Source organism: Robertmurraya korlensis NBRC 107688 (assembly GCF_001591645.1).
GTDB lineage: Bacteria > Bacillota > Bacilli > Bacillales > Cytobacillaceae > Robertmurraya_A.
Genome location: NZ_BCVH01000008.1, coordinates 131970 through 157460 on the forward strand (window position 1 = coordinate 131970; position 25491 = coordinate 157460).

At 40.3% G+C, this 25491-nt stretch carries 20 protein-coding genes; 18 read left to right on the forward strand and 2 right to left on the reverse strand.

Annotated elements, in window-relative coordinates; genetic code table 11:
• Positions 1-4 precede the first annotated feature (4 nt).
• The 15 genes from BKO01S_RS12795 to BKO01S_RS12865 all read left to right on the forward strand — a co-directional run bounded on the left by BKO01S_RS12795 (position 5) and on the right by BKO01S_RS12865 (position 20997).
• A complete protein-coding gene (locus tag BKO01S_RS12795) occupies positions 5-1297 on the forward strand; it encodes an arabinan endo-1,5-alpha-L-arabinosidase (protein WP_066054341.1) in 1293 nt (430 codons plus the stop codon).
• 18 nt (positions 1298-1315) lie between these two features.
• Positions 1316-3565: a glycoside hydrolase family 127 protein gene (locus BKO01S_RS12800; RefSeq protein WP_066054486.1), complete on the forward strand. Its 2250-nt coding sequence runs from the start codon at positions 1316-1318 to the stop codon at positions 3563-3565.
• Positions 3566-3866: 301 nt separating this feature from the next.
• Positions 3867-5567: a ribulokinase gene (gene araB, locus BKO01S_RS12805; protein ID WP_066054347.1), complete on the forward strand. Its 1701-nt coding sequence runs from the start codon at positions 3867-3869 to the stop codon at positions 5565-5567.
• Complete coding sequence (araD, locus tag BKO01S_RS12810) at positions 5561-6256, forward strand: L-ribulose-5-phosphate 4-epimerase (RefSeq protein WP_066054349.1); 696 nt, start codon at positions 5561-5563, stop codon at positions 6254-6256. Before araB ends, araD begins: the two co-directional genes overlap by 7 nt.
• A gap of 71 nt (positions 6257-6327) precedes the next feature.
• The gene (araA, locus tag BKO01S_RS12815) at positions 6328-7806 is read left to right on the forward strand and encodes an L-arabinose isomerase (protein ID WP_066054351.1); all 1479 of its coding nucleotides are present in this window, start codon (positions 6328-6330) and stop codon (positions 7804-7806) included.
• Positions 7807-7876: 70 nt separating this feature from the next.
• Complete coding sequence (tkt, locus tag BKO01S_RS12820; protein ID WP_066054353.1) at positions 7877-9892, forward strand: transketolase; 2016 nt, start codon at positions 7877-7879, stop codon at positions 9890-9892.
• Positions 9893-9903: 11 nt separating this feature from the next.
• Positions 9904-11391, forward strand: a complete 1488-nt coding sequence (locus BKO01S_RS12825) for an alpha-N-arabinofuranosidase (protein ID WP_066054357.1) — start codon at positions 9904-9906, stop codon at positions 11389-11391.
• 12 nt (positions 11392-11403) lie between these two features.
• Entirely contained in the window at positions 11404-11676 is a 273-nt protein-coding gene (locus BKO01S_RS12830) for a DUF6171 family protein (RefSeq protein WP_066054359.1), read from the forward strand.
• Between the two features lie 68 nt (positions 11677-11744).
• Positions 11745-13253 (forward strand): arabinosylfuranosidase ArfA, encoded by a 1509-nt coding sequence (gene arfA / locus BKO01S_RS12835; protein WP_066054361.1) that lies wholly within the window; start codon positions 11745-11747, stop codon positions 13251-13253.
• A gap of 75 nt (positions 13254-13328) precedes the next feature.
• Complete coding sequence (locus BKO01S_RS12840) at positions 13329-14372, forward strand: aldose epimerase family protein (protein WP_066054363.1); 1044 nt, start codon at positions 13329-13331, stop codon at positions 14370-14372.
• A 24-nt stretch (positions 14373-14396) separates the two neighbouring features.
• Positions 14397-15620 carry a sn-glycerol-1-phosphate dehydrogenase gene (locus tag BKO01S_RS12845; RefSeq protein WP_066054365.1) on the forward strand — a complete coding sequence of 408 codons (1224 nt, stop codon included), beginning with the start codon at positions 14397-14399 and terminating at the stop codon, positions 15618-15620.
• A gap of 17 nt (positions 15621-15637) precedes the next feature.
• Entirely contained in the window at positions 15638-16588 is a 951-nt protein-coding gene (locus tag BKO01S_RS12850) for a glycoside hydrolase family 43 protein (protein WP_066054366.1), read from the forward strand.
• 17 nt (positions 16589-16605) lie between these two features.
• Positions 16606-17556, forward strand: a complete 951-nt coding sequence (locus BKO01S_RS12855; RefSeq protein WP_066054367.1) for a glycoside hydrolase family 43 protein — start codon at positions 16606-16608, stop codon at positions 17554-17556.
• 96 nt (positions 17557-17652) lie between these two features.
• Positions 17653-19026: an MATE family efflux transporter gene (locus tag BKO01S_RS12860; RefSeq protein WP_066054369.1), complete on the forward strand. Its 1374-nt coding sequence runs from the start codon at positions 17653-17655 to the stop codon at positions 19024-19026.
• Between the two features lie 153 nt (positions 19027-19179).
• Entirely contained in the window at positions 19180-20997 is a 1818-nt protein-coding gene (locus tag BKO01S_RS12865) for a LysM peptidoglycan-binding domain-containing protein (protein ID WP_066054370.1), read from the forward strand.
• Positions 20998-21158: 161 nt separating this feature from the next.
• Here the strand turns inward: BKO01S_RS12865 and BKO01S_RS12870 are convergent, their stop codons facing one another.
• Positions 21159-21548 carry a DUF1259 domain-containing protein gene (locus tag BKO01S_RS12870; protein ID WP_066054372.1) on the reverse strand — a complete coding sequence of 130 codons (390 nt, stop codon included), beginning with the start codon at positions 21546-21548 and terminating at the stop codon, positions 21159-21161.
• A 180-nt stretch (positions 21549-21728) separates the two neighbouring features.
• Positions 21729-22223: a L,D-transpeptidase family protein gene (locus BKO01S_RS12875; RefSeq protein WP_066054487.1), complete on the reverse strand. Its 495-nt coding sequence runs from the start codon at positions 22221-22223 to the stop codon at positions 21729-21731.
• Between the two features lie 241 nt (positions 22224-22464).
• On the opposite strand from BKO01S_RS12875, the gene BKO01S_RS12880 reads away from it, so the two are divergent.
• The 3 genes from BKO01S_RS12880 (at position 22465) to BKO01S_RS12890 (ending at position 25491) form a co-directional block, all read left to right on the forward strand.
• Entirely contained in the window at positions 22465-23391 is a 927-nt protein-coding gene (locus BKO01S_RS12880; RefSeq protein WP_066054373.1) for a phosphodiester glycosidase family protein, read from the forward strand.
• Between the two features lie 14 nt (positions 23392-23405).
• Positions 23406-24416, forward strand: coding sequence for a bifunctional glycosyltransferase family 2/GtrA family protein (locus tag BKO01S_RS12885; protein ID WP_066054375.1), 1011 nt, complete (start codon positions 23406-23408; stop codon positions 24414-24416).
• A gap of 142 nt (positions 24417-24558) precedes the next feature.
• Positions 24559-25491: an exonuclease domain-containing protein gene (locus BKO01S_RS12890; RefSeq protein ID WP_066054377.1), complete on the forward strand. Its 933-nt coding sequence runs from the start codon at positions 24559-24561 to the stop codon at positions 25489-25491.

A 25491-nucleotide genomic window follows, 5' to 3' on the forward strand; every position in this document is an offset into this window, starting at 1 on the left:
TAGGATGAAATTTCCTAAAGAACCAATTAAGTATAAATTATATGATGAATCAATTATTCACGATGAAAGTAAGTGGAATATCAACAATGCTCATGACCCAGCTAGCTTCAAGGATGGCGATACCTATTATGTATTTTCGACTGATGCGAAATATGGTGGACCTGCAACTGGTGGGGTTCAAATAAGGAAATCAAAGGATTTAGTAGAATGGGAATTTGTCGGTCATGCGTTTGATGAAATTCCAAAAGATGCTTACGATTGGACGGGGGCTAAGGGTCTCTGGGCACCGGAAGTAGCCAAGTTCGGTGACACCTACTATCTGTACTATGCCGCTTCACAATTCGGAAAAACTCAGTCGTTTATTGGAGTTGCAACAAGTCATAGTATTGAAGGGCCATGGCAGGATCAAGGAGAGGTAGTGAAATCGCAGCAGGATGTACCTGGGCCCAACGCGATTGATCCGAATATTACGTTTGACCGTGATGGAAATCCGTGGTTAGTCTATGGAAGCTTCTTTGGTGGATTGTATGTTTTCCCTGTTGATCCGGCAACAGGGAAAAAACGCGCAGGAAGTGAAGAAACACTAGTTGCAAAAAGGCATACCAGTGTAGAGGCTGCGATTGAAGGACCTTATATTGTCTATCATCCTGAGTTTGATGAATATTACTTATTCGTTTCCTATGATTCGTTATTTAAGAATTATCATATTCGCGTGGGAAGGTCTCATTCTATTGAGGGTCCTTATCTTGACTATGATGGGAATGAAATGACCAATTTAGAACTTCCACCAAACGAAGTAGGAATGAAGATATTAGGTGGATATAAATTTGGCGATAAGGAAGGCTGGATTGCACCGGGTCATAATTCGGTTTTACAAGATGGTGATAACTATTATATCGTTCATCATGCAAGAGGAGAGAAGGATCCCCATTGGCATTACTTACATGTGAGAAAGATTGTATGGACTGAGGATGGTTGGCCACTCGTTTCTCCTGAAAGATATGCGGGTGAAGAGGAACAGCCAGTTGATCCGGAACTTATGTATGGAAATTGGGAATATATTTGGATGGATAAAAATGAACATGAACTGATTCCTTCGCGTTCTATCACACTTCCTGCTAAGGGTGAAGGGGTATGGGAGTATAAAAAAGACAATATTTTTGAAGTTCATTTGGACGAAAGACTTTGTGAGATTATCATATTACCAGCTTGGGATTGGGAGAATTGGAATCCAACACTTGTCTTTACGGGGAAAGATAAACAGGGAAATGTCATCATTGGAAAAAAAGTAGAGTAGTAGATGGGAGTGGAGGAAATGGAGGTAAAAGCATTTAAGTTAAATCGTGTAAAGGTTACTGGTGGACCACTTAAAGCGGCGATGGAATTAAATAAGGAGTATCTATTGCAACTTGAACCTGACCGGTTACTCTCCCGTTTTAGAGAGTATGCAGGTTTAGAGCCAAAGGCTGAAAATTACGATGGTTGGGAAGCACAAGGGATATCGGGGCATACTCTTGGACACTACTTGTCTGGTTGTGCGATGATGTTTGCTTCTACAGAGGATGAGAGATTTTTAGATCGTGTGAATTATATAGTAGAAGAGTTAGCGGAATGTCAAATTGCGAATGGCAATGGGTATGTTGGAGGTGTGCCACGTGGAAAAGAGCTGTTTGAGGAAATAAAATCAGGTGACATTCGCTCGCAAGGTTTTGATTTAAACGGTGGCTGGGTTCCTTTGTATTCTATTCATAAAGTATTTGCAGGATTAAGAGATGCCTTTCATTTAGCAAATAGTAAAAAGGCGCTTCAAGTAGAAGAGAAACTAGGTTTGTGGTTAGTAGACATTTTTTCTTATTTAACGCATGAGCAAATACAAGCCGTTTTACATTGTGAATTTGGTGGTATGTCCGAGGTGTTAGCGGACTTAGCTGTTGATACAGGAGATGATCGTTTCTGGAGTTTATCCGAGCAATTTCATCATGAAGAGGTACTCAATCCTCTCGCAAATGGATTGGATCAATTAGCAGGGAGACATGCAAATACACAGATTCCAAAAATAGTAGGGGCTGCCCGTCAGTACGAGGTCTCTCAGAATGAATCATACCGAACGATTGCTGAATTTTTTTGGAACCAAGTCACCAGCCACCATTCCTATGTTATTGGTGGAAATAGTATGAATGAACATTTTGGAGAGCCAAACAAGTTAAGTGATCGACTTGGTGCGTTTACTTGTGAAACTTGTAATTCGTACAACATGCTAAAGCTGACAAAACATCTATTTCAATGGAATCCTTTAGCGATTCAGGGAGATTTTTATGAGCGGGTTTTATACAATCACATACTAGCGTCTCAGCATCCAACTGAAGGAACAGTTACGTATTTTGTCTCACTCGATATGGGCGGTCACAAAGTATACAATTCAAAGTTTAATGATTTTACCTGTTGTGTTGGGTCTGGAATGGAGAATCACTCAAGCTATGGAAATAATATCTATTTCTATGGGGAGAACTCATTGTATATTAATCAGTATATTCCATCGAAGCTAGACTGGACGGAGATGGGGGTCACGCTTCAGCAATCTACTGATTATCCCAATAATGGAAGAGTAACTTTAACAATCGATTGTGAGAATTCGAAGGAATTTGCTCTTTCGGTTCGGTACCCATATTGGGCAGAACAAGGAATGTGTGTTTATGTGAACGGGGAAATGTATCTTCATAACAACAAGCCTTCGAGTTTCATTACGATTGAACGAACTTGGCAGCAGGGAGACACGATTGAATTAGTCATGCCCATGACCCTACGACTAGAGAAGATGAACGATAACCCGAATCGAATTGCCTTTATGAGTGGTCCTCTTGTGTTGGCAGGGGATCTAGGCTCGATAAATGAGGAAGGAAAATCGAAGGACTTGCTGTTTACACCTGTGCTTGTGACCAATCATTCTACGATCACAAATTATGTAAAGTCAGTTGCTGAAAAGAATCATCAGTACATTATGGAGAAAATTGGCTACCCAAGAAACGTGGAACTGTATCCTTTCTATTTAATGCATGACCGAAGTACAACTGTATATTGGGATGTTTTTTCCGAAAGTGAGTGGCAACAGACCGAACTAGCATATAAAACTTCTCTTGAAAAAGAACGTGAACTTCAGCAAAAAACCGTTGATTTTTTCCAACCTGGTGAAATGCAGCCAGAACGAGATCATGATTTTGAGGGAGAACATGTTGGATTAGGTGTTGAGTCGAATCGGAAGTATAGAGATACATGGCCAAGTGGGTATTTTACTTTCTTATTAACGGTAGATTCCGAGGCATCACAATCGCTAATTGTTATGTATACACAAGAAATTGAAACGAAGAGGTCCTTTGATTTAAGTATAGATGGGTATCTGTTGAAAGAGGGAGTAATAGAACTAGAGGAAATGAACAAGTTTGTACTTGTACGGTATGAGATTCCTCGTTCGGTAACAGAGAACAAGACAAGTGCACGAATCCAATTTAAGGCACATGAAGGCTATAAAGTGCCGAAAGTATTTGCTGTCCGTATGATAAAGAACTGATTTTTAAACAATTTTGTCAAATAAACTTAAATATTTTTTAATAAATACCATTGAAAAAATAAGGATAGGTGGTACAATCAAGTTAAAGGTTATGCGTACAAGTTGAGAGGGAATAGATTAAAAACAGTCAACTTGTAAGGTTGATTGTAAAGGATTACATATAAAATCCAACTCATCTTGTACGCATAACATTATATTCTAAGCAGGGAAAGTTACAATTTAATCCGATGATGATTGAAAAGTCAAACCTCGGATCATCTTTTTTACCTTATTGTAAACGCATTCTTTCTAAGGCAGGGTGATGAAAATGGTTAAGTATTCAATTGGTGTTGATTATGGAACACAGTCGGGAAGAGCAGTACTTGTCGAGATTGGAACAGGCAAGGAAGTAGCAACCGCTGTTAAACCCTATACACATGGTGTGATGGATGAGTTTTTACCAGATGGAACGACGAAGTTAGAGCACGACTGGGCACTTCAGCATCCAACAGATTATTTAGAAGTTTTACAGATTACGATTCCAGAAGTGTTAGAGAAAGCTCAAGTTTCACCTGAGGATGTAGTTGGGGTAGGGATTGATTTTACGGCTTGTACGGTATTACCAATTGATAAATTCGGAACTCCGTTATGCTTAAAGCCAGAATATCGTGCAAATCCACATAGCTATGTCAAGTTATGGAAACATCATGCAGCACAGGATGAAGCCAATCGTTTGAATGAAATTGCTGAACAGCGTGGGGAAGCATTCCTAAAGCGTTATGGTGGAAAGATCTCCTCCGAGTGGATGGTTCCAAAGGTATGGCAAATCCTTAATGAGGCACCGGATATTTATGAAGCGGCGGATCAAATTTTAGAAGCAACAGACTGGGTCATTTACCAGTTAACAGGTGAAATTAACCGTAATAGCTGTACGGCTGGATATAAAGCCATCTGGCATAAGCAAGAAGGATATCCTTCGAAGGATTTCTTTAAAGCACTAGATCCTAGGTTAGAAAATGTAGTGGAAGAAAAGCTATCTACTAAAATACTTCCAATTGGTGCTAAAGCAGGAGAAATTACGGAAGCTGCTGCCAAGCTTACAGGGTTAAAACCTGGCACAGCTGTAGCAGTTGCAAACGTGGATGCACACGTGGCAGTCCCAGCTGTAGGTATCACGGAAGCTGGAAAACTATTAATGATTATGGGAACGTCAACTTGTCATATTTTACTAGGAGAAGAAGAACGAATTGTTCCGGGTATGTGTGGTGTCGTTGAGGATGGTGTTCTTCCTGGCTTTATGGGATATGAGGCAGGGCAATCTTGTGTGGGTGATCATTTTGAGTGGTTTACAGAAAACTGTGTACCTGAAAGCTACCATGATGAGGCGAATGCAAAAGGAGTTAACATTCACCAGTTGCTCACTGAAAAGGCAAGCCAGCTGAATGTGGGGCAAAGTGGACTACTTGCTCTAGATTGGTGGAACGGAAATCGTTCAACTCTTGTGGACGCAGACTTAACAGGTGTTTTATTAGGAGCAACCCTTCTAACAAAGCCAGAAGAAATTTACCGAGCACTAATTGAAGCAACAGCGTATGGCACTAGAATGATTGTTGAGACATTTAGAGAAAATGGTGTACCAGTGAATGAAGTATACGCAGCTGGTGGTATTGCTGAGAAAAACTCATTGATGATGCAAATTTATTCTGATGTTTTAAATATGGATATTAAAATCTCTGCTTCATCTCAGACACCTGCACTTGGTTCTGCGATGTTTGGAGCCGTTGCAGCAGGAAAAGAGCGCGGAGGTTATGACACCATCACTGATGCAGCAAATGAAATGGGCCGAGTGAAGGATGAGTATTACCAACCGAAGCTTAAGAATGCAGCTGTTTATAATGTGTTATACAGCGAGTATGCTCGCCTTTATGACTACTTCGGTCGCGGAGAGAACAATGTCATGAAAACGTTGAAAAAGCTTAAGAATGCTAGTTCCTCAGAAAAGAAGGAGGAAACAGTATGCTAGAACAACTAAAGCAAGAGGTGTTACAGGCCAATTTAGACCTTCCGAGGCATGGCTTAGTAACTTTCACTTGGGGCAATGTGAGTGGTATTGATCGGGATGAAAATCTGGTGGTCATAAAGCCAAGTGGTATACCGTACGAGGAGTTAAAAGCAGAAGACCTCGTAGTTGTTGATCTAGAAGGAAATATCGTTGAAGGTAATTTACGACCTTCTTCAGATACTCCCACTCATCTAGCGCTATATCGTGCATTTCCTTCTATTGGGGGAATCGTTCATACTCACTCCCCTTGGGCTACAAGTTGGGCTCAAGCAGGGCGTTCCATCCCAGCTTTAGGAACAACACATGCGGATTATTTTTACGGAGAAATTCCATGTACAAGAGAGATGACAAAAGAAGAAATTGATCGTGCCTACGAGCTGGAAACGGGCAATGTTATTATCGAGACTTTCGCAGTTGGAGGAATCGATCCAGTCGCCATTCCAGGGGTACTAGTGGCAAACCATGCACCGTTTAGCTGGGGGAAGGATGCACACCAGGCGGTACATAATGCAGTGGTTCTTGAGGAAGTGGCTAAAATGGCACTGCAAGCGTATCAGTTAAACCCAGGTGTTCGCCCGATTGCACAAGCTATCCTAGATAAACACTATTTACGTAAGCATGGAGCAAAGGCGTATTACGGACAAAAATAACATTACTTGTACGTATAACTTGTTTATTTCTATGATTCTACCAATACATTTTCTATTTAGGGGGATTTACCTTGTTAACGACAAAAGCTTATGAATTTTGGTTTATTACAGGAAGTCAATTATTGTACGGAGAAGAAGTGTTAAAAGCAGTGGAAAGTAACTCACGTGCCATTGTAGAAGGCTTAGATGCAGATGTTCCTTACAAACTAGTATTTAAATCTGTTGTAAAAGACGCAGATGCCATCCGTAAAGTGATGCTAGAAGCGAATGCGGACGATAATTGTGCAGGTATTATCACTTGGATGCATACATTCTCTCCTTCAAAAATGTGGATTGCAGGGTTATCGGCATTACAAAAGCCATTCCTGCACCTTGCTACACAATTTAACCGTGATATTCCATGGGATTCGATTGATATGGATTTCATGAACTTAAACCAATCAGCGCATGGTGACCGTGAGCATGGATTCATTACAAGTAGATTAAATGTTAAGCGTAAGGTGGTTGTAGGCCACTGGGAAAACCAAGAGGTAAAAGAGCGCGTAGGAAGCTGGATGAGAACAGCAGCAGCTTATTCAGAAAGCCAGAACTTGAAGGTTGCTCGTTTCGGAGACAATATGCGTCAAGTGGCAGTTACTGAAGGCGACAAGGTTGAGGCACAAATTAAATTTGGTTGGACAGTGAATGGATATGGTGTAGGTGACCTTGTTCAACGAATGAATGATGTCTCTGAACAAGAACTTGACCAACTAATGGCTGAATATGAAGAAAAATATACAATCGTTCCAGAAGGATTAACGGATGGTCCTGTTAGAGAATCTATTCGTTACCAAGCAAGAATTGAACTAGGAATGAAGGCGTTCTTAGAAGAAGGTGGTTATTCAGCTTTCACCACTACATTTGAAGATCTTCACGGTATGCGTCAGCTACCAGGCTTAGCTGTTCAACGATTAATGGAACAAGGGTACGGCTTTGCGGGTGAAGGGGATTGGAAAACGGCTGCATTGGTACGTTTAATGAAGATTATTGCTGGAAATGAGCAAACATCATTCATGGAAGATTACACATACCATTTTGAGCCAGGAAATGAAATGGTCCTTGGTGCACATATGCTAGAAGTATGCCCAACGATATCTGCTACACGTCCTAGAATTGAAGTTCATCCGTTAGGTATTGGTGGTAAGGAAGATCCTGCAAGAATCGTGTTTGATGGAATGGGTGGTTTAGCGCTAAATGCTTCTATCATTGACTTAGGGCACCGTTTCCGCCTTCTAGTGAATGAAGTGGATGCAGTTCAGCTGGAAAAAGAAATGCCAAACCTTCCAGTGGCACGAGTACTTTGGAAAACTCAACCTTCTCTAAGCCAAGCGGTTGAAAACTGGATTCAAGCTGGAGGAGCTCATCATACTTGCTATTCTTACAAGGTCACAACAGAACAATTAAGAGACTTTGCTGAGCTAACAGGTATTGAAATGGTTGTCATTAATAACGATACAAAAACAAATGACTTTAACAATGAATTACGCTGGAACGAAGTTATTTACCGATAAAAATCTAATAAATCTAGGTGGGGCTATTAGAAATAATAGCCTCCAATTGTAAGAAAGAGGAGGAACACCCTTGAATAAAACAGTTGATAAACAAACAGTAGAGCATGTAGCTGTCAATGCGATTCGTACACTAGCCATTGACGCAATCGAAAAAGCGAAATCAGGTCACCCAGGTATGCCAATGGGAATGGCTCCTGCAGGTCATGTGTTATGGTCAAAGATTATGAATTACAACCCAGCAAACCCTACATGGTTTAATCGTGACCGCTTTGTCCTATCGGCAGGACACGGGTCGATGCTGTTGTATAGTCTTTTACATTTAAGTGGCTATGATGTTTCCTTGGAAGATCTTAAGCAATTTAGACAATGGGGAAGCAAAACACCTGGTCACCCTGAATTCGGGCATACACCAGGTATAGATGCAACAACAGGTCCATTAGGTCAAGGAATTGCGATGGGTGTAGGAATGGCAATGGCGGAGGCTCACTTATCTTCTGTTTATAATAGGGAAGGGTTCTCGCTAGTTAACCACTATACATATGCCATTTGTGGCGACGGTGATTTGATGGAAGGTGTTTCAGCGGAAGCTGCTTCTCTTGCTGGTCATTTAAAGCTAGGTAAATTAGTTGTTATATATGATTCTAACAATATTACATTAGATGGAGAGGCGCATCTATCATTCTCCGAAGATGTTCAAAAGAGATTTGAAGCGTATGGCTGGCAAGTGCTTCGAGTAGAAGAGGAGAATAATCTAGAGGCGATTGAACTAGCCTTATTAGAAGCAAAAAAGGATACAACTCAACCTACCTTGATTGAAGTAAAGACAACACTAGGATATGGAAGTCCGAACAAAGGTGGGAAGTCTGGACATCAAGGGACGCACGGATCTCCACTCGGAGTAGAAGAGGTCAAATTAACGAAGGAATTTCTAGGCTGGCCACAGGAAGATTTCTTTGTACCTGAAGAAGTAAGGGAATATTGGAATGAGGTTAAAGAACGTGGAATCGTGGCTAATCAAGAATGGGATGCCTTGTTGAGTCAATATAAGGAAACTTATCCTGAACTAGCTATTCAACTGGAGCGAGACTTGAAAGGTGAGCTACCAGAAGGTTGGGATCAAAACGTCCCTGTGTATGAAAAAGGCTCTTCTGTTTCAACACGAATTGCCTCTGGTCAGGTGTTAAACGGTTTAGCCCAAAGAATACCAAATGTATTTGGCGGATCAGCTGACTTAGAGTCGTCCACTATGACGCACCTAAAGGACTTGGGAAGATTCTCAAGCGAAAGTTACGAAGGTCGTAATGTGTATTTTGGTGTAAGAGAGTTCGCCATGGGAGCGGCAGTCAATGGAATGGCGCTGCACGGAGGAGTAAGACCTTTTGGTTCAACCTTCTTTGTTTTCTCAGACTACTTAAAACCAGCTATTCGACTATCTGCTCTTATGAATCTTCCAGCTATTTTTGTATTTACTCACGATAGTATTTTTGTAGGGGAAGATGGTTCAACACATGAGCCAATTGAGCAATTATCCGCGCTTAGAGGAATTCCTAATGTAACAGTCCTTCGACCAGCAGATGCAAACGAAACGGCAGCAGCGTGGAAATATGCGGTGCAAAATCAAGAAGGTCCTGTTGTGCTTGTGTTAACTCGACAAAACCTAACTGTAAATATTGATGCTGATACAGCGAACGAAGAAATAGCAAAAGGTGCATATATTGCGGCAGATGCTGACAAAGAGATTCCAACGGTTCAACTACTGGCTACAGGGTCTGAGGTAAACCTAGCCCTCCAAGTAAAGTCAGAACTAGACAATGAAGGAATTTCAGCTCGAGTGATTAGCATGCCTTCTTGGGAGTTGTTTAATAAGCAATCAAGAGAATATCAAAATTCAATTTTGTCACCTGACAGCAAGCTTGATGTTGCCATTGAACTGGGTTCTCCATTAGGTTGGGCACAGTATGTAGGAAGAGACGGCTTAATCATTGGGATTCCAACATTCGGCGCATCAGCACCTGGAGATAAAATTGCAAAAGAATATGGCTTTACGGCAGAAAGCATCGTAAATAAAATTAAGGCACGTCTTTAGGAGGTAAATCCATGAGTAATCGTGTAATCGTTCATGCAGACGTAACAAAAGGGAAAATTAATAAAAATATTTATGGCCATTTTGCTGAGCATCTTGGCAGATGTATATATGAAGGAATTTGGGTAGGAGAAGTTTCTTCGATTCCTAATACAAAGGGAATTCGTAACGATGTATTAGCAGCTCTTAAGCAACTAAAGGTTCCGGTTCTTCGATGGCCGGGAGGTTGTTTTGCTGATGAATACCATTGGAAGGATGGAATTGGTCCAAAGGAAAACCGTAAGCGTATGGTCAACACGCATTGGGGTGGAGTCGTCGAAAACAACCACTTCGGAACTCATGAATTTATGCTCCTTTGTGAATTGCTAGAGTGTGAGCCATATATTTGTGGAAACGTGGGTAGTGGAACGGTACAAGAAATGTCTGAGTGGGTTGAATATATGACCTTCGAAGGCGAATCACCAATGGCAAACTGGCGTCGCGAAAATGGTAGAGATGAGCCTTGGAACATGAAGTATTTTGGTGTCGGTAATGAAAACTGGGGCTGTGGTGGTAACATGCGACCAGAATACTATGCGGACCTGTATCGCCGTTATCAAACCTACGTCAGAAATTATGGCCAAAACAAGATTTATAAAATAGCCGGTGGTGCCAACGTAGATGACTACAATTGGACCGAAGTATTGATGAAAAATGCTCATTGGTTAATGGACGGCTTAAGTCTTCACTATTACACCATTCCTGGTGATTTCTGGTTAGGTAAAGGCTCTGCAACGGATTTCCCTGAAGACGAGTGGTTCATTACGATGAAAAAAGCTCTTCATATGGATACATTAATCTCAAAGCACAGCACAATTATGGATAAGTATGACCCAGATAAGCGTATAGGCATGATCATCGATGAATGGGGCACATGGTTTGATGTGGAACCAGGAACAAACCCAGGTTTTTTATATCAACAAAATACGATTCGTGACGCACTAGTTGCTGGCTTACATTTTAATATTTTCCATGAGCATAATGACCGGGTTCAAATGACGAATATCGCTCAAACCGTTAACGTATTACAAGCGATGATTTTGACAGAAGGCGAAAAAATGATTCTCACGCCAACGTACCATGTATTTGATATGTACAAAGTTCATCAAGATGCAGAACGTATCGCAGTAGACACAACATTCGGTGAGTACGAATATAACGGGGAAAAGCTTCCACAAGTAACAGCTTCTGCCTCTAAAAATGCTGACGGGAAGATTCATGTGAGCTTATGTAATATTGATCATCAAAACGAATCAATTTTAGAACTTGACCTTCGTGGTGTAAATGCTGGAACTTCAAAAGTAGCGGGTACCATTCTTACTGCAACTAGCATGGACGCTCATAATACATTTGAACAGCCGGAAGTTGTAAAACCAGAAGAGTTTACTAGCTTCACAGTGGAAAATAATAAGTTATCTATCAAGTTGCCAGCAATGAGTGTAGTTACTTTATCCGTAGAATAGGCGGTGCATCTCATGAGCGAGAAGAGCTTATGTAAAGGCTGCGTCGAAAGCGTCATTGTTAGCGAGGAAGTTATAGAGGAACTAATTTTAGAAGCAGAAGAGCAACCTTCACTCATCGTTTCAGAAGAGGTATACAAGGAACGACTGCAAATTTGTGAAGAATGCCCTTCCTTACAATATGGTTCAACTTGTGCTCATAGCGGATGTATTGTCCGCTATCGAGCGAAGTTTAAAAACAAAAGCTGTCCCTTTGCTGGGAAGCCGAAGTGGGAAAAGGTTAGTTAAATAGTCAATGTACTTAAAGAGCATGTAATTCCCGATACTCTGTATGAAATCAGAAAGGAATAGATACCATGAAAAATAAAGCGAAAATGATTTTAGAAAAAGACTTTAAAATCTCTGAAATTGACAATCGAATTTATGGATCTTTTATCGAACATCTAGGGCGTGCGGTGTACGGGGGAATATATGAGCCAGGTCATCCGACTGCCGATGAAAATGGATTCCGTCAAGATGTATTAGAAATGGTAAAGGAGCTTCAGGTACCACTAGTTCGTTATCCAGGCGGAAACTTTGTTTCAGGTTATAACTGGGAGGATGGTGTCGGTCCAGTTGAACAACGCCCAAGACGATTAGAATTGGCATGGAGAACAACCGAAACAAATGAAATGGGTACCAATGAATTTATGCAGTGGGCGAAGCTTGCGAATGCTGAAGTAAATATGGCAGTGAACCTTGGCACAAGAGGAATTGACGCCGCTCGTAATTTAGTAGAGTACTGTAATCATCCTGGAGGCTCGTATTATAGCGATCTTCGTATCTCTCATGGGTATAAAGATCCTTACAAAATAAAGACTTGGTGCCTTGGGAATGAAATGGATGGCCCATGGCAGATTGGACATAAGACAGCTGCTGAATACGGTAGACTTGCCCAAGAAACAGCCAAAGCAATGAAATGGGTGGATCCGAGTATTGAGCTAGTTGCTTGTGGAAGCTCACATCGAAACATGCCGACGTTTGCTGAATGGGAAGCAACGGTTCTTGATTTTACTTATGATCATGTAGAATTTATTTCTCTACATCAGTACTACGGCAATCGGGATAATGATATTGCCAATTATTTAGCATTGTCATTAGAAATGGATGACTTCATCCGTTCGGTTATATCAATCTGTGATTATATAAAAGCGAAAAAACATAGTAAAAAGAAAATCCACTTGGCCTTTGATGAGTGGAATGTATGGTACCACAGCAATGAGGCTGATAAAAAAATCGAGCCTTGGAGCATTGCGCCACCACAGCTAGAGGATATTTATAATTTTGAAGATGCCCTTTTAGTAGGATGCATGTTAATTACCATGCTTAAGCATGCAGATCGACTTAAGATCGCATGTCTGGCCCAACTAGTAAACGTTATTGCTCCAATTATGACGGAAGACAACGGTGTTGCTTGGAAGCAAACGATTTTCTATCCTTACATGCACACATCTGTATACGGTCGTGGCGTGGCATTAAATCCAATCATTTCTAGTGAAAAATATGATAGTAAAGATTTCACAGATGTTCCTTTCCTAGAGTCTACAGCAGTATATAATGAAGAAGAGGAAACGTTAACTATTTTTGCTGTGAATCGTCATCTAGAAGAAGGATTAGACTTACAAGTCGATATTCGAAATTTCGATGGTTATGAGGTTATTGAGCATATCGTTTTAGAAAATGATGATATTAAGCAGACGAACTCTGCTCAAGGTACCCCTGTTACACCGCACTCAAATGGAAACGCTAGCATTAATAACGGTAGGGTTTCTACCATACTACCAAAGCTATCTTGGAATGTAATCCGTCTAGCAAAGAAAAATTAACGATTGTTTTCCATATCATCCTATGTGGTGATATGGAATCATTTATTTTATCGTTCTTAGAAAGGGTGGGAACATATGAAAGTTGTGAAGGAATTCTTTGGTCATATAAATGAAGAAACAGTAGATTTATATACGCTCGAAAATGACCATGGTATGAGTGTGAGTTGTATGACTCTTGGATGTATTATTACAAAAATTATGACGCCAGACCGCGATGGAACTCTTGAAAATGTAGTCATCGGGTATGACTCGGTAGATGAGTATCTAACAGACTCCTATTATCTAGGTGCTGTTATTGGTAGATTTGCCGGAAGAATTGCTGGTGCGTCTTTTGAACTTGATGGTGTAACGTATCCTCTAGCTAAAAATAATAACGGGAATCACCTACATGGAGGCCTTAAGGGCTTTGATAAGGTGATTTGGGATGCAGAGGTTATTGAACGTGAAGGTGAAGCCGGCGTACAGTTTTCTTATTTTAGTCCTGATGGAGAAGAGGGATACCCAGGAAATCTAAATGTTTCGGTACTATATACATTAAATAACCAAAATGAGCTAACAATCCGCTATACAGCCAAATCAGATCAAAAGACAGTTTTAAATATGACGAACCACTCTTATTTTAATTTAAGTGGAAACTTACAGCGTGATACATTAGACCATTCTCTTCAATTAAAGAGCAGTAAATATCTTGAGTTAAACGACGAGCTTTTACCATTAAGGGTAGCTGACGTACAGGGGACTCCATTTGATTTCAAAGCTGCACATAGTATTCGTGAAGGCGCTGAGTCATCCTTTTCACAAAATAAACTGGCAGGCGAAGGTTATGATCATCCATTTATTTTGGATACTAACCACGATCATGAAATTGTTTTAAAGGAAGAACAAAGTGGTCGTAGTTTAACCATTGAAACAGATGAAGTAGCTGTGGTTCTATATTCTGGAACTCAGATTCAGGAGAATGGAGAAATCAGGGGTGTACCAGCCCGTAAATATTTAGGATTATGTTTAGAAACGCAGGGACTTCCAGATGCGGTTCATCATCCCGAATACCCTAGTTGTTGGATTGAAAAAGATGTAGAAGTAACAAAGGCTACCACTTATAAATTTGGAACATTTTAATATCCAAATAGGAGGGAAAATAAGATGGAGAATTATATCGCAGACGTCATGACCTTAAGCCGACAATGTGATTGCGGAAATCATCATAATCCCATCCCCATTGAAGTAATTAAAATAGGAAATCATGCATTAAAGGAAGCCGCTCATTATATCAAGAGTAAAGAGTTTCAAAAGGTAGTCATTATAGCTGACGCACAAACGTATAAGGCAGGAGTAGAACAGTTAGCAGAATCTCTAAAGGAAAGGCAGATAGCCTTCTCGGTTACCATTTTAAAACCAGATGAGAATAACGATGTCGTTGCTGATGAGAAAAGTTTGGTTCAAGCATTGCTTGATATACCAGCCAAAGCGGATGTACTTATTGCGTTTGGTGCAGGGACCATCCATGATATTACTCGCTTTTGTGCAACCAAACTGAAGCTTCCTTTTGTTTCGGTCCCATCCGCTCCGTCCGTTGATGGATTCACCTCATTAGGTGCACCACTAATTGTCCGGGGAGTAAAAACAACTTTTCAAATGTGTTCACCTGTTGCTGTTTTCGCAGATCTTTCCATTCTAACTGCAGCACCAAAAGAAATGATTGCTGCTGGATTCGGGGATATGATGGCAAAGTATACCTCCCTTGCCGATTGGAAGTTAGGTCACTTAGCAGGAGGAGAACCGTATTGTCCCCTTTCTGCACAAATTACTAGAGATGCACTAGAAGCATGTGTGGAACATGTAGAGGACATTGAAGCCGGAGATGCTCTTGGTGTTCGAATATTAATAGAGGCTTTAATCAAGTCAGGATTAGCCATGCTATTATTTGGGCAATCACACCCTGCTTCTGGTGGTGAGCATCATCTATCACATTACTGGGAGATGGAGTTTTTAAAACAAGGTCGACCAGCTGTACTTCACGGTGCAAAAGTATCGGTGGCCACCATCCTACTCTCAGAAATTTATAAACGGAATTTCTTGGATTTCATGGATAGCAGTGAAAGCTTGGATCAGATAGAAGAGCAGCAGATAACCAATAAAATAATACAGAATTTAGATGAGATTAAGAGAGTTTATGAGGAAATTCCTCAGCCGGAAGTGCTTCGGGAGATATTAGTAAAACTAGGTGGAGTAAGCACTCCAGCTGAGCTTGGAATAGGTGAACAATTAGTAAACCAAAGCTTACAGGATGCACACCATCTTCGTAACCGCTTTACGGCTTTGAAATTTTTGAATGAAGTAGCCAAAGTTAGTCCTCAATTCGTTTAAAAGGAAAGGTGAATACGATGCAAAAGGTAGATACACTAAAAAATCCAATACTATTACAAAGAGCAGACCCATGGGTGTATAAGCACACAGACGGCTACTATTACTTTACAGCTTCTGTACCTGAATTTGATTTAATTGAATTGAGAAGAGCAAAAACCATTCAAGGACTGGGAGAGGCTGAACCCGTTGTTGCTTGGCGCAAATACGAGTCAGGACCAATGAGTGCTCATATATGGGCGCCGGAGCTTCATTTTATTGATGGCAAGTGGTATATCTACTACGCCGCTGCAAGAGCGGACGATATTTTTGACCACCGTATGTATGTCCTTGAAAATGAATCTGCTAACCCATTAGAGGGTGAGTGGGTAGAAAAAGGTCAAGTGAAGACAGACTGGGAGTCGTTCTCGCTTGATGCCACTACTTTCGAACACAAGGGAGTAAGATATTATGTTTGGGCACAGCGTGACCCTAATATTGAAGGAAACTCTAATCTTTATATAGCAAAAATGGTGAGTCCGTGGGAAATTGAGGGACCACAGATCATGATTACAAAACCTGAATATGACTGGGAAACAATCGGATTCCTTGTGAATGAGGGAGCGGCAGTTTTAAAGAGAAACGGTAAGATTTTTATCACGTACTCTGCTAGTAAAACTGACTACAACTATTGTATGGGTCTATTAACAGCAGACGAAGATAGTGATTTACTTGACCCAGCTTCATGGAAGAAGACAAATCAACCTGTTTTCCAGACCAGTGAGGAAAACGGTCAATATGGACCAGGACATAATAGCTTCACTGTTTCAGAGGATGGAACACAGGATATCCTCATTTACCACGCGAGAGATTACAAAGAAATTGAAGGAGATCCGCTGTGGGATCATAATCGACACACTCGCGCACAGATTTTTACATGGAATGAAGATGGAACACCAAACTTTGGTGTACCAGTGAAGGATGTAAAGTAGAGGAATCGGAGGAGAACATGATGGTAAAAACAGAAGATAAAAATCTTATTCTAGAACAAAGAGCAGATCCATGGGTTTACAAGCATACGGATGGTTACTATTACTTTACAGCTTCTGTTCCTGAATACGACCGGATTGAGGTTCGAAGGTCAAAGACATTACATGGTATTGCTGAGGCAGAACCAGTGGTAGCTTGGAGAAAGCACGAGACTGGACCGATGAGTTCACTAATTTGGGCTCCTGAGCTTCACTATATTAACGGTGCCTGGTACATTTATTTTGCAGCAGCAAAATCGAAGGAAATCATCAACGGTTTGTTCGATCATCGTATGTTTGTCATTGAAAACAAGTCTGCTAACCCATTAGAAGGTGAGTGGGAGGAAAAGGGACAAATTAAGACTGATTGGGAATCCTTTGCCCTTGACGCAACTTCGTTTGAGCATAATGGACAGCAGTACCTGGTGTGGGCTCAGAAGGACCCAAATATTCAAGGGAACTCGAATTTGTACATTGCTCCTCTTGAAAATCCTTGGACGATTAAAAGTCCTCAGGTAATGATTACGAAACCAGAATATGATTGGGAAACGATCGGCTTTTGGGTAAATGAGGGTGCTGCTGTAATTAAAAGAAATGGAAAAATCTTCATTTCTTATTCAGGAAGTGCCACAGATGAAAACTACTGCATGGGATTAATTTCAGCAGATGAGACAAGTAATCTATTGGATCCTAACTCTTGGACAAAATCAGATAAGCCAGTATTTCAAACGAATCGTGAAGCGGGCCAATATGGTCCAGGCCATAATAGCTTTACGGTTTCAGAGGATGGCTCTCAAGATATTCTTGTTTATCACGCAAGAACTTATACAGAGATTGTTGGTGACCCATTGTACGACCCAAATCGACATACACGTGCTCAAGTGTTTACATGGAAAGAAGATGGAACACCGTACTTTGGTAAACCTGAGTAATTTTTATAGGGCTATAGGAAGGAATTCATATCATTTTTGATATGAATTTTTTCTATGGCTATTTACTCCAATTATAAATAAAAGAAGGTATTAACTATGGGAAAATCACTTGCATCGAATGAACTGCAGAAACTAACCTTACGAGCCATCACTTGGCCGATTTTTATTGAATTATTCTTACAGACAATTATGGGAAGTACGGATACCATTATGCTCGCTCATATTTCTGATGATGCCGTTGCAGCAGTCGGTGTGGCGAATCAATTGGTTTTCTTTGCGATATTGATTTTTGCCTTTACCTCGACTGGGACGGCTGTTCTAATTTCTCAGTACTTAGGGGCTGGAATGAAGTTAGAGGCAAAAGAGACTGCGGGTATTTCTATCACAATAAACCTATTAATTGGCTTAGTAATGAGTGGATTAATGTTTATTTTTCAAGGGCCACTGCTCGATCTATTTAAGCTCGAAGAACACTTAGCAACTATAGGGCATTCCTACCTCTCAATTGTTGGTGCTACTTTGTTTCTACAAGCATTGCTTGGCACTGTGTCCTCCATTTTACGAGCTTACGGGTTTACGAGGGATGCAATGTTTGTATCCATTATCATGAACATCATACACTTAATAGGAAATGCATTAGTTATATATGGCTTATTCGGCTTACCTGTATTTGGGGTAGAAGGAGTAGCCGTTTCAACTGCAGTCAGTAGAGCTATTGCGTTAGGCATTGCTGTTTATCTTATGTATAAAAGACTTCCAATCAAGGTGGAGGTTAAGGATTATATTCATTTTGATGCTTCTAAGATTAAAAAGATCCTACGAATTGGTGTGCCAGCAGCAAGTGAACAGTTATGTTATAACACGAGTCAGATGGCAATCACTGCAATTACTGCTTTAATGGGGGCAGCAGCCTTAACGACTCGAGTCTACACCTGGAACATAATGACGTTTATTTTGTTATTTGGATTAGCCATGGGACAAGGAACCCAAATCTTAATCGGTTATCGAGTTGGTGCGGGGGACTTCGATGGAGCCTATCGTCAACTACTAAAGAGCTTAAAGTCAAGTTTTATTATTACAATCATTATCGCAATTCTTGTTGCAGTGTTTAGAGTTCCATTAATGAGCATTTTTACAGATAACAATGAGATCATTTATGTTGGGAGTCAATTGTTGCTGCTTTGTTTAATCCTAGAACCAGGAAGAACGTTTAACCTTTTAGTAATTAATGCGCTGAGGGCAACAGGTGATGCAACCTTCTCAGTAAAAGTGGGAGTTATCTCGATGTGGTTCATTGGTGTACCAATAGCATATGTGCTTGGTATTCACTTCGAATGGGGACTTTATGGAGTCTGGGTTGCCTTTATTGTTGATGAGTGGCTAAGGGGAATTATTATGTATTTTAGATGGAGAAGCAGAGTATGGGAGAAGAAGGTGCTTGTCGTAAAGGATGAAGCGGCTAGTTATTAAAAGGAAGGGAATTTACAAAAAAAATATATCCAGCTGGCAGAGATTCTCAGCCAGCTTTTTTGCGTGAAAAGAAGAAGAAAGAGAAAGAATCTTTACTTCTATTCATGAATAGCATATAGGCAGGTAAAGGATTAGTTGATTGGAGGAGTGTTTATGCAAATATTTTACACTGTCCGCCCGGGGGATACGATTTTCCAGATTGCGAGTCGGTGGAAGCTTCCCTATGAATCTCTTGCTGCCGCAAATAATATACAGCCACCCTACATGATTTATGTAGGACAGCAGCTTTCAGTCCCACCAGGAGTGAATAGAGTTCGGGGAAAATCAGGGGATACGATTTTTAGCATCGCTCAAACGTTTGGTGTACCACAGTCTGTAATTATCCAAGCAAATCAACTACAACCGCCCTTTACGATACAAGTGGGTCAGCTGTTAAATGTACCTCCTGGTAACCCATTCTATGTCGTTCAGTCTGGTGATACTCTATATCAAATAGCAAACAGATATAACGTGACCACAAGGGGGCAAAGTAACTACGAATTGATTCGGCAGGTGAACCAGCTTCCTAACTACGATCTTTCTCCAGGAATGCGATTAAGGATTCCTTATGCTCCACCTGGGAATCCTGGTTTGATCGCCTATACCTCAAATCGTGGAGGAAGCTATGATATTTGGGTGTATAGTCTTGTGAGCGGAGCGAATGTTCAGCTTACTACTGGATTAGGAGAATCTTATAGCACTCCCTTTTGGTCACCGGATAGTCGAAAGATTGCCTTTGTAGGAAGGGACGGTATCTTGTTCATACTGAACATTCGGGATGGCGGCATTTCAAGGATTGATCAATTCACTGAGGGGGAAGGAATCTTTTTAGATTGGTCCCCAGACAGCCAAAGGCTTGCTTATGTAAAGAATAATCAAATCATCTTGTACCAAGTTTCAACCAATCAGGTTCAGCGAATCGCGGCAGTAAATGCTACTGATGTTCAATGGTTTCCTAATGGAAGGCAGCTTCTTTATCAAGCACCTGATGAAAGGGGGATTAGTCAGCTTTATCTTATTAGGACAGACGGTACCGACAAACAGAAAATTACAGAAAATACGGGCGGCAGATTGAACAATGTTCGCTTATCCCCAGATGGTTCATCTGTCTTGTATACGAGTCCAGGCGTAAGCATTTCTATTATCTATACGATCGACCTTTCAAGTGGACAGATTACCGAGGTAAAGGGAGGACCGCTTGCAAAAAATTATTATCCGGTATGGTCTCTGGATTCCTCAACGATTGCTTATAGTGCGACAGCCTTTGAAGATGTAGGCTATTTCTCATTCATTCGAACCACAGGCAGGAAAGGGGAGAATGACCGGACGAGAGCGATATCGTCTTGCTATGCAACACCTGTTACTTGGTCGCCCGATGGAAAGAAACTTGGCTTTCTATCTGGATGTAACGGGGAAGGAGTAGGAAGGGAAATGTGGGTAATGGATTTACGTCATCCTGTTCCTATTAAGTTACTTGAAGGGATTCAAATCTCCTCATTGCAATGGTCACCTATGCCACTTTCATCCTTAAAGAGGACCTATACTAATTCTACGTACAATGTGCAATTTGAGTATCCTGCAAGCTGGAGACGAGTGAACGATGAAAGATATGAGGGACCTGATGGATTTTTTCAAGTTTCCACGATACTTTCGGAGGAAACCATCCAGAATGTTTGCCAAAATGAAGCTTTCCACCAACTACTTCCATACGGTACTAAACCACTTATTATACAAACAAACATTCAGACACAGGAAGCTTGCTATATTTTTCCGTCAGAAGATCAACCACCTGAAATGAAAGGGCAAGCCGCGCTAATTGTCCGCTATCCAGCGCCGATTCAAATCGGAGACACTTTCTATAATTATTTCATTTTATGGGCGGACCAAAATCATTTATATGGAATTAGCTCGTCACTCACTTTTTTACGATAGACATACTAGTATGAGGATATCGTGCGCACTATAAGAGATATCCTCTTTTTTAGAACGACAAAAAAACTACCAGTCTTACTAATCCCCCCAAAGTCATAAAGCAAAAATCCATATTATTATCCCCAAAAAAAGCTCTCTAAATTGAGAGCTAAAATTAAAATTTAAAATAAGCCTGCTTCTAAAGCTGCCTCAAAGCTATCTCTAGCAAATTCAAAAGGATTATCAATTTTTTCCCAGTGTATATACATTAGTCTTGGTTCATCGAATAACCAATGGTTGTGTAGAGCTGTAACGATTATACCTCTCTTTCGGAGAGCTGATATAAAAGGATTAATTTCCTTTTGAAGAATGACTGTTTCACCTAGATTGAGTGTTCTCCCATTTTGTTGGTTCTCAAATGATAATGCAAACGGTAAAGCTAATGGAGATCTTGTTCTTCTATCTAGGATCGAAGCATCAATGTTTCTTAGTCTTGAAACTACACATACTCCATTTGAGACTTGAGCAGTACCACCTATAATTCTAGCTAGTCTTTCACAACTGGATGACATTATTTTTCACCTCCTTACAATATCAATATGTAAGGAGTACAAGCTTGTATAGGTATTAATATATTTAGCTACAAATAATTTAAAATGGTTATATTAATCATTTATATAATATGTGGTACGAAAGAGAGCTCTTTAAAGACTGTTAACCCTATCTGTATTATGGTCCTATCTTTCCCTGGCTTATGGGTGAATAGTTACCGCCGTACCGTTTGGGACAATCCTCGCTAATTCCTCTACATCTTTATTGTACATACGAATACAGCCTTTTGAGACAGCTTTCCCAATAGAGCTAGGGTCATTTGTACCGTGTATACCATAGTGTTGTTTAGATAAGCTCATCCACATGGTTCCAAATGGGCCTCCTGGGTTTGGGGCTTTATTTAGAATGATGTAATTACCTAAAGGTGTCGCAAAAAGCATTCTCCCTACCGCAATAGGATACTGTTTTTGAAGAACACCATTTCTAAATAGTCGAAGAATGCGGTCATTAACAGAAACATCAATTCGATAAGGACTACTCTCGGGTGAAGGGACTCCTGGGATATTGATCGATTGTCCGGGATAAATGAGATTTGGATTAATGGATGGATTAGCTCGAAGAATGGTTGCTAGTGGGGTACGATAATCCTTTGCAATTTGATTAAGAGTTTCGCCTGCTTTAACTGTATGAATCAGTGGTAACACCTCCTAGGGAACTTTTTATACATTGTATGTTAGTGGGAAAAAGTGATTCATAGTTGATTTATTTATTTCAAAGAACAAAGGAAAAGGACTCATTCAGTAAACAACTGAATGGGCTATTTTTATTACCATTTGTTTCTCCGTTTCTTCCTTCTTTGGACATAGTTACGCCATATTTGCTGACTATAATTTTCCTAGATAAAGCGTAAGAGAAGCAAAGGAGGTTGTCCTCATCTTGAAAAAGAGAAAACTTATAGTAATCATCTCAATAGTCATTACAAGTGTTGCACTAATTCTATATTTATTAGCGAACCGTTATCTAATTGAGCATGTTGAGGTAGAAAATGCACTTGTGAGTTCCGAAACAACGAACTCAACAACCGAATCTACTATAACGGTGGACGAGACCTATGAAGCGGATGATATGAGTTATACGAGTGATACAAAGTCGATTGAAATTGAGAAAGTAGTGACTGGTTCAGGAAGTGATCAGGTTGTGTACTACGTAGCGGACGTCCACTTAACAGATTCAAGTAGTTTAAAGTCAGCATTTGCTAATAATCAGTTTGGTAATAACATCGTGCAAGTAACTTCCGAAATTGCAAGTAATAATAACGCGATTTTTGCGATTAACGGTGATTATTATGGATTTCGTGAAGACGGGATAACGATTCGTAATGGGCAAATCTTTCGAGATAATCCGGCACGTACGGGGTTAGCATTTTATGAGGATGGGTCTATGGAAATTTATGAGGAGACAGAAACTTCTGCAGAAGAATTGATTGCAGAAGGAGTAACGCAAACCTTCTCTTTTGGACCTGCTCTCGTTAAGAATTCAGTGGCGATTGAGGATTTTGGAGATGTGAGCATTGATAAGAATTTTGGAAACCGTTCCATTGAAGACTCAAACCCGAGAACAGGGGTAGGTATCATATCTGAAAATCATTATGTGTTCGTCGTCGTTGACGGAAGAAGTAAGGGGTATTCAAAAGGCTTGACCTTAGGTGAGTTTGCTCAAGTGTTTGAAGATTTAGGGGCTACTGAAGCCTATAATCTCGACGGTGGCGGTTCGTCAACGATGTACTTTATGGGAGAAGTCATTAATAATCCACGAGGTACAGGTGAGGAACGTGGCGTAAGTGATATTATCTATATCCAGTAAGAGAGGTGAATGAAGTGATTATCGTTATTCCTGCGTATGAGCCAACCGAGACAATGCTTCAGTTAATAAAAGAAATCCAACAAAAAAGCAGCTATCAGGTACTAATTGTAAATGACGGTAGTTCGGGTAAGTGTGAAGGTATTTTTGAACAGGCTGCCGAGAGAGGCTGCATAGTGTTAACCCACGAGACAAACCAAGGGAAGGGAGCTGCGCTGAAAACAGCCTTTGCCTATATTCGAATGAACTATCCAAATGAAGAAGGGGTGGTGTGTGCAGATTGCGACGGGCAGCATCAATGGGAAGATATTCAGCGTGTAGCGCAAGAGTTATCTGCACAGCCTCAAACTATTGTATTAGGGGCTAGGGAATTTCTAGGCGAGGTTCCAGTAAAGAGCTTAATAGGGAATAAAGTAACTAGAACCATTTTCTCCATTGTAGCTGGATATAGAATTGACGATACCCAGACGGGACTTAGGGGATTTTCCGTTGACATGCTACCGTGGCTGATTGACATTAAGGGGAAACGGTATGAATATGAGATGAATCAATTACTTGAGGCGAAAACTGCTGGTTATCGCATTTCTAGCTTGCCCATTCAAACGGTCTATGAAAATAACAATCAGGGTAGCCATTTCCGCCCTATCCACGATTCTATTCGGATCTATCTCCCTATACTAAAGTTTAGTTTATCTTCCCTATCATGTGGTGTAATTGACTTTATCTTGTTTTTCTTATTGCACTGGCTAACTAACAATATATTATTCTCCGTTATAGGTGCGAGAGTGATCAGTTCCTTAATCAATTATGTAATTAACAAAAACCTCGTTTTTAATAGGAAAAAGCAATCCCATGCAAAGCCGATTCTCAAATACTATAGCTTAGCTGGATTTATATTAATCAGTAACTATTTGATGATTTCTATATTTAACGACACAGTTAATCTCTCGCTCTTTACTAGTAAGAGCTTTACGGAAGGAATCCTGTTTATGGTTAGCTATTATGTACAGAAGAGGTTTGTTTTTTAAAAAGTCCTTCCAAAAGGGCTTTTTTCTGTTAATTATATGGAAGGAAATAATATAGAAAAGGAAGTCATTTATGGTAGAGGAAATGCTAGTGACACTGTAAAATTGATGGTAGTAAAAATGGATATGAAGGAGGTTCTTTAAGGTGGATTTTATTGCAATCGATTTTGAAATTGCGAATAATGCGATGAGTAGCGCTTGTTCACTAGGAATGGTCTTTGTAAAGGATAATCAAGTTGTTGAAGAAAAATATTTTTTAATCCAACCTCCAACTTTAACATTTCTCGAGGAAACAACAAAAATTCACGGTTTGACCGTGGAGGATGTAAGGAATGAAAGAAAGTTCCATGAGATTTGGGAGGAGATCAAACACCACTTCGAAGGAGCGACAATTGTTGCTCATAATGCTCAATTTGACATGAGTGTTCTCTATTGTTGTCTAATGGAATATGCTCTTGAAATCCCTGAGTTTGAATTTATTTGTAGCATTCCTCTGAGTGCGAAGTCTTGTAGAGAAAAGGTGGGGAATTCTTTAGTAGAAAGGTTACATCATTTTAATATCACTTTAGAAAATCATCACAATGCCTTGCACGATGCAAGAGCTTGCGCGGAATTAGTGGCTACTTGTGTAACAGTTAAAAATAAACAATCACTTCAATCGTATTGCAAAACATATAGAAGCATTCCCATTAAGAAGTTTTCCGAGCTAAAACCACAAACGTATTTTAAACAAAAAAAGAAGAAAAAGACCTTTACCAAAGTGGTTATTTCCGAGATTTCTGCCAATGTTCAAACCTTTAATGAAGAGCATCCTTTTTTCGGAAAAAATATTGTTTTTACCGGTGATATGAAGCTTGATCGTAAGGAAGCAATGCAAAGAGTGGTCAATGCTGGTGGAACAATTAAGAGTGGAGTGAGTGGTAAAACTCATTATTTAATCGTTGGAAAGCAGGACAAAACGATCGTAGGAGCTAGTGGAATTAGTACCAAGGAAGAAAAGGCATATGCTCTAATCGAAAAAGGCATGGCTATAAAAGTAATTGGTGAGCAAGAGTTTGTGGAGTTATTAGGAAATTGA

What these genes read in the sequence shown, in the direction of transcription:
- BKO01S_RS12795 (WP_066054341.1), top strand. Translation starts at nt 5, where the DNA reads ATGAAATTTCCTAAAGAACCAATTAAGTATAAATTATATGATGAATCA.
- BKO01S_RS12800 (WP_066054486.1), top strand. Translation starts at nt 1,316, where the DNA reads ATGGAGGTAAAAGCATTTAAGTTAAATCGTGTAAAGGTTACTGGTGGA.
- araB (WP_066054347.1), top strand. Translation starts at nt 3,867, where the DNA reads ATGAAAATGGTTAAGTATTCAATTGGTGTTGATTATGGAACACAGTCG.
- araD (WP_066054349.1), top strand. Translation starts at nt 5,561, where the DNA reads ATGCTAGAACAACTAAAGCAAGAGGTGTTACAGGCCAATTTAGACCTT.
- BKO01S_RS12825 (WP_066054357.1), top strand. Translation starts at nt 9,904, where the DNA reads ATGAGTAATCGTGTAATCGTTCATGCAGACGTAACAAAAGGGAAAATT.
- BKO01S_RS12830 (WP_066054359.1), top strand. Translation starts at nt 11,404, where the DNA reads ATGAGCGAGAAGAGCTTATGTAAAGGCTGCGTCGAAAGCGTCATTGTT.
- arfA (WP_066054361.1), top strand. Translation starts at nt 11,745, where the DNA reads ATGAAAAATAAAGCGAAAATGATTTTAGAAAAAGACTTTAAAATCTCT.
- BKO01S_RS12840 (WP_066054363.1), top strand. Translation starts at nt 13,329, where the DNA reads ATGAAAGTTGTGAAGGAATTCTTTGGTCATATAAATGAAGAAACAGTA.
- BKO01S_RS12845 (WP_066054365.1), top strand. Translation starts at nt 14,397, where the DNA reads ATGGAGAATTATATCGCAGACGTCATGACCTTAAGCCGACAATGTGAT.
- BKO01S_RS12850 (WP_066054366.1), top strand. Translation starts at nt 15,638, where the DNA reads ATGCAAAAGGTAGATACACTAAAAAATCCAATACTATTACAAAGAGCA.
- BKO01S_RS12855 (WP_066054367.1), top strand. Translation starts at nt 16,606, where the DNA reads ATGATGGTAAAAACAGAAGATAAAAATCTTATTCTAGAACAAAGAGCA.
- BKO01S_RS12860 (WP_066054369.1), top strand. Translation starts at nt 17,653, where the DNA reads ATGGGAAAATCACTTGCATCGAATGAACTGCAGAAACTAACCTTACGA.
- BKO01S_RS12865 (WP_066054370.1), top strand. Translation starts at nt 19,180, where the DNA reads ATGCAAATATTTTACACTGTCCGCCCGGGGGATACGATTTTCCAGATT.
- BKO01S_RS12870 (WP_066054372.1), bottom strand. Translation starts at nt 21,548, where the DNA reads ATGTCATCCAGTTGTGAAAGACTAGCTAGAATTATAGGTGGTACTGCT.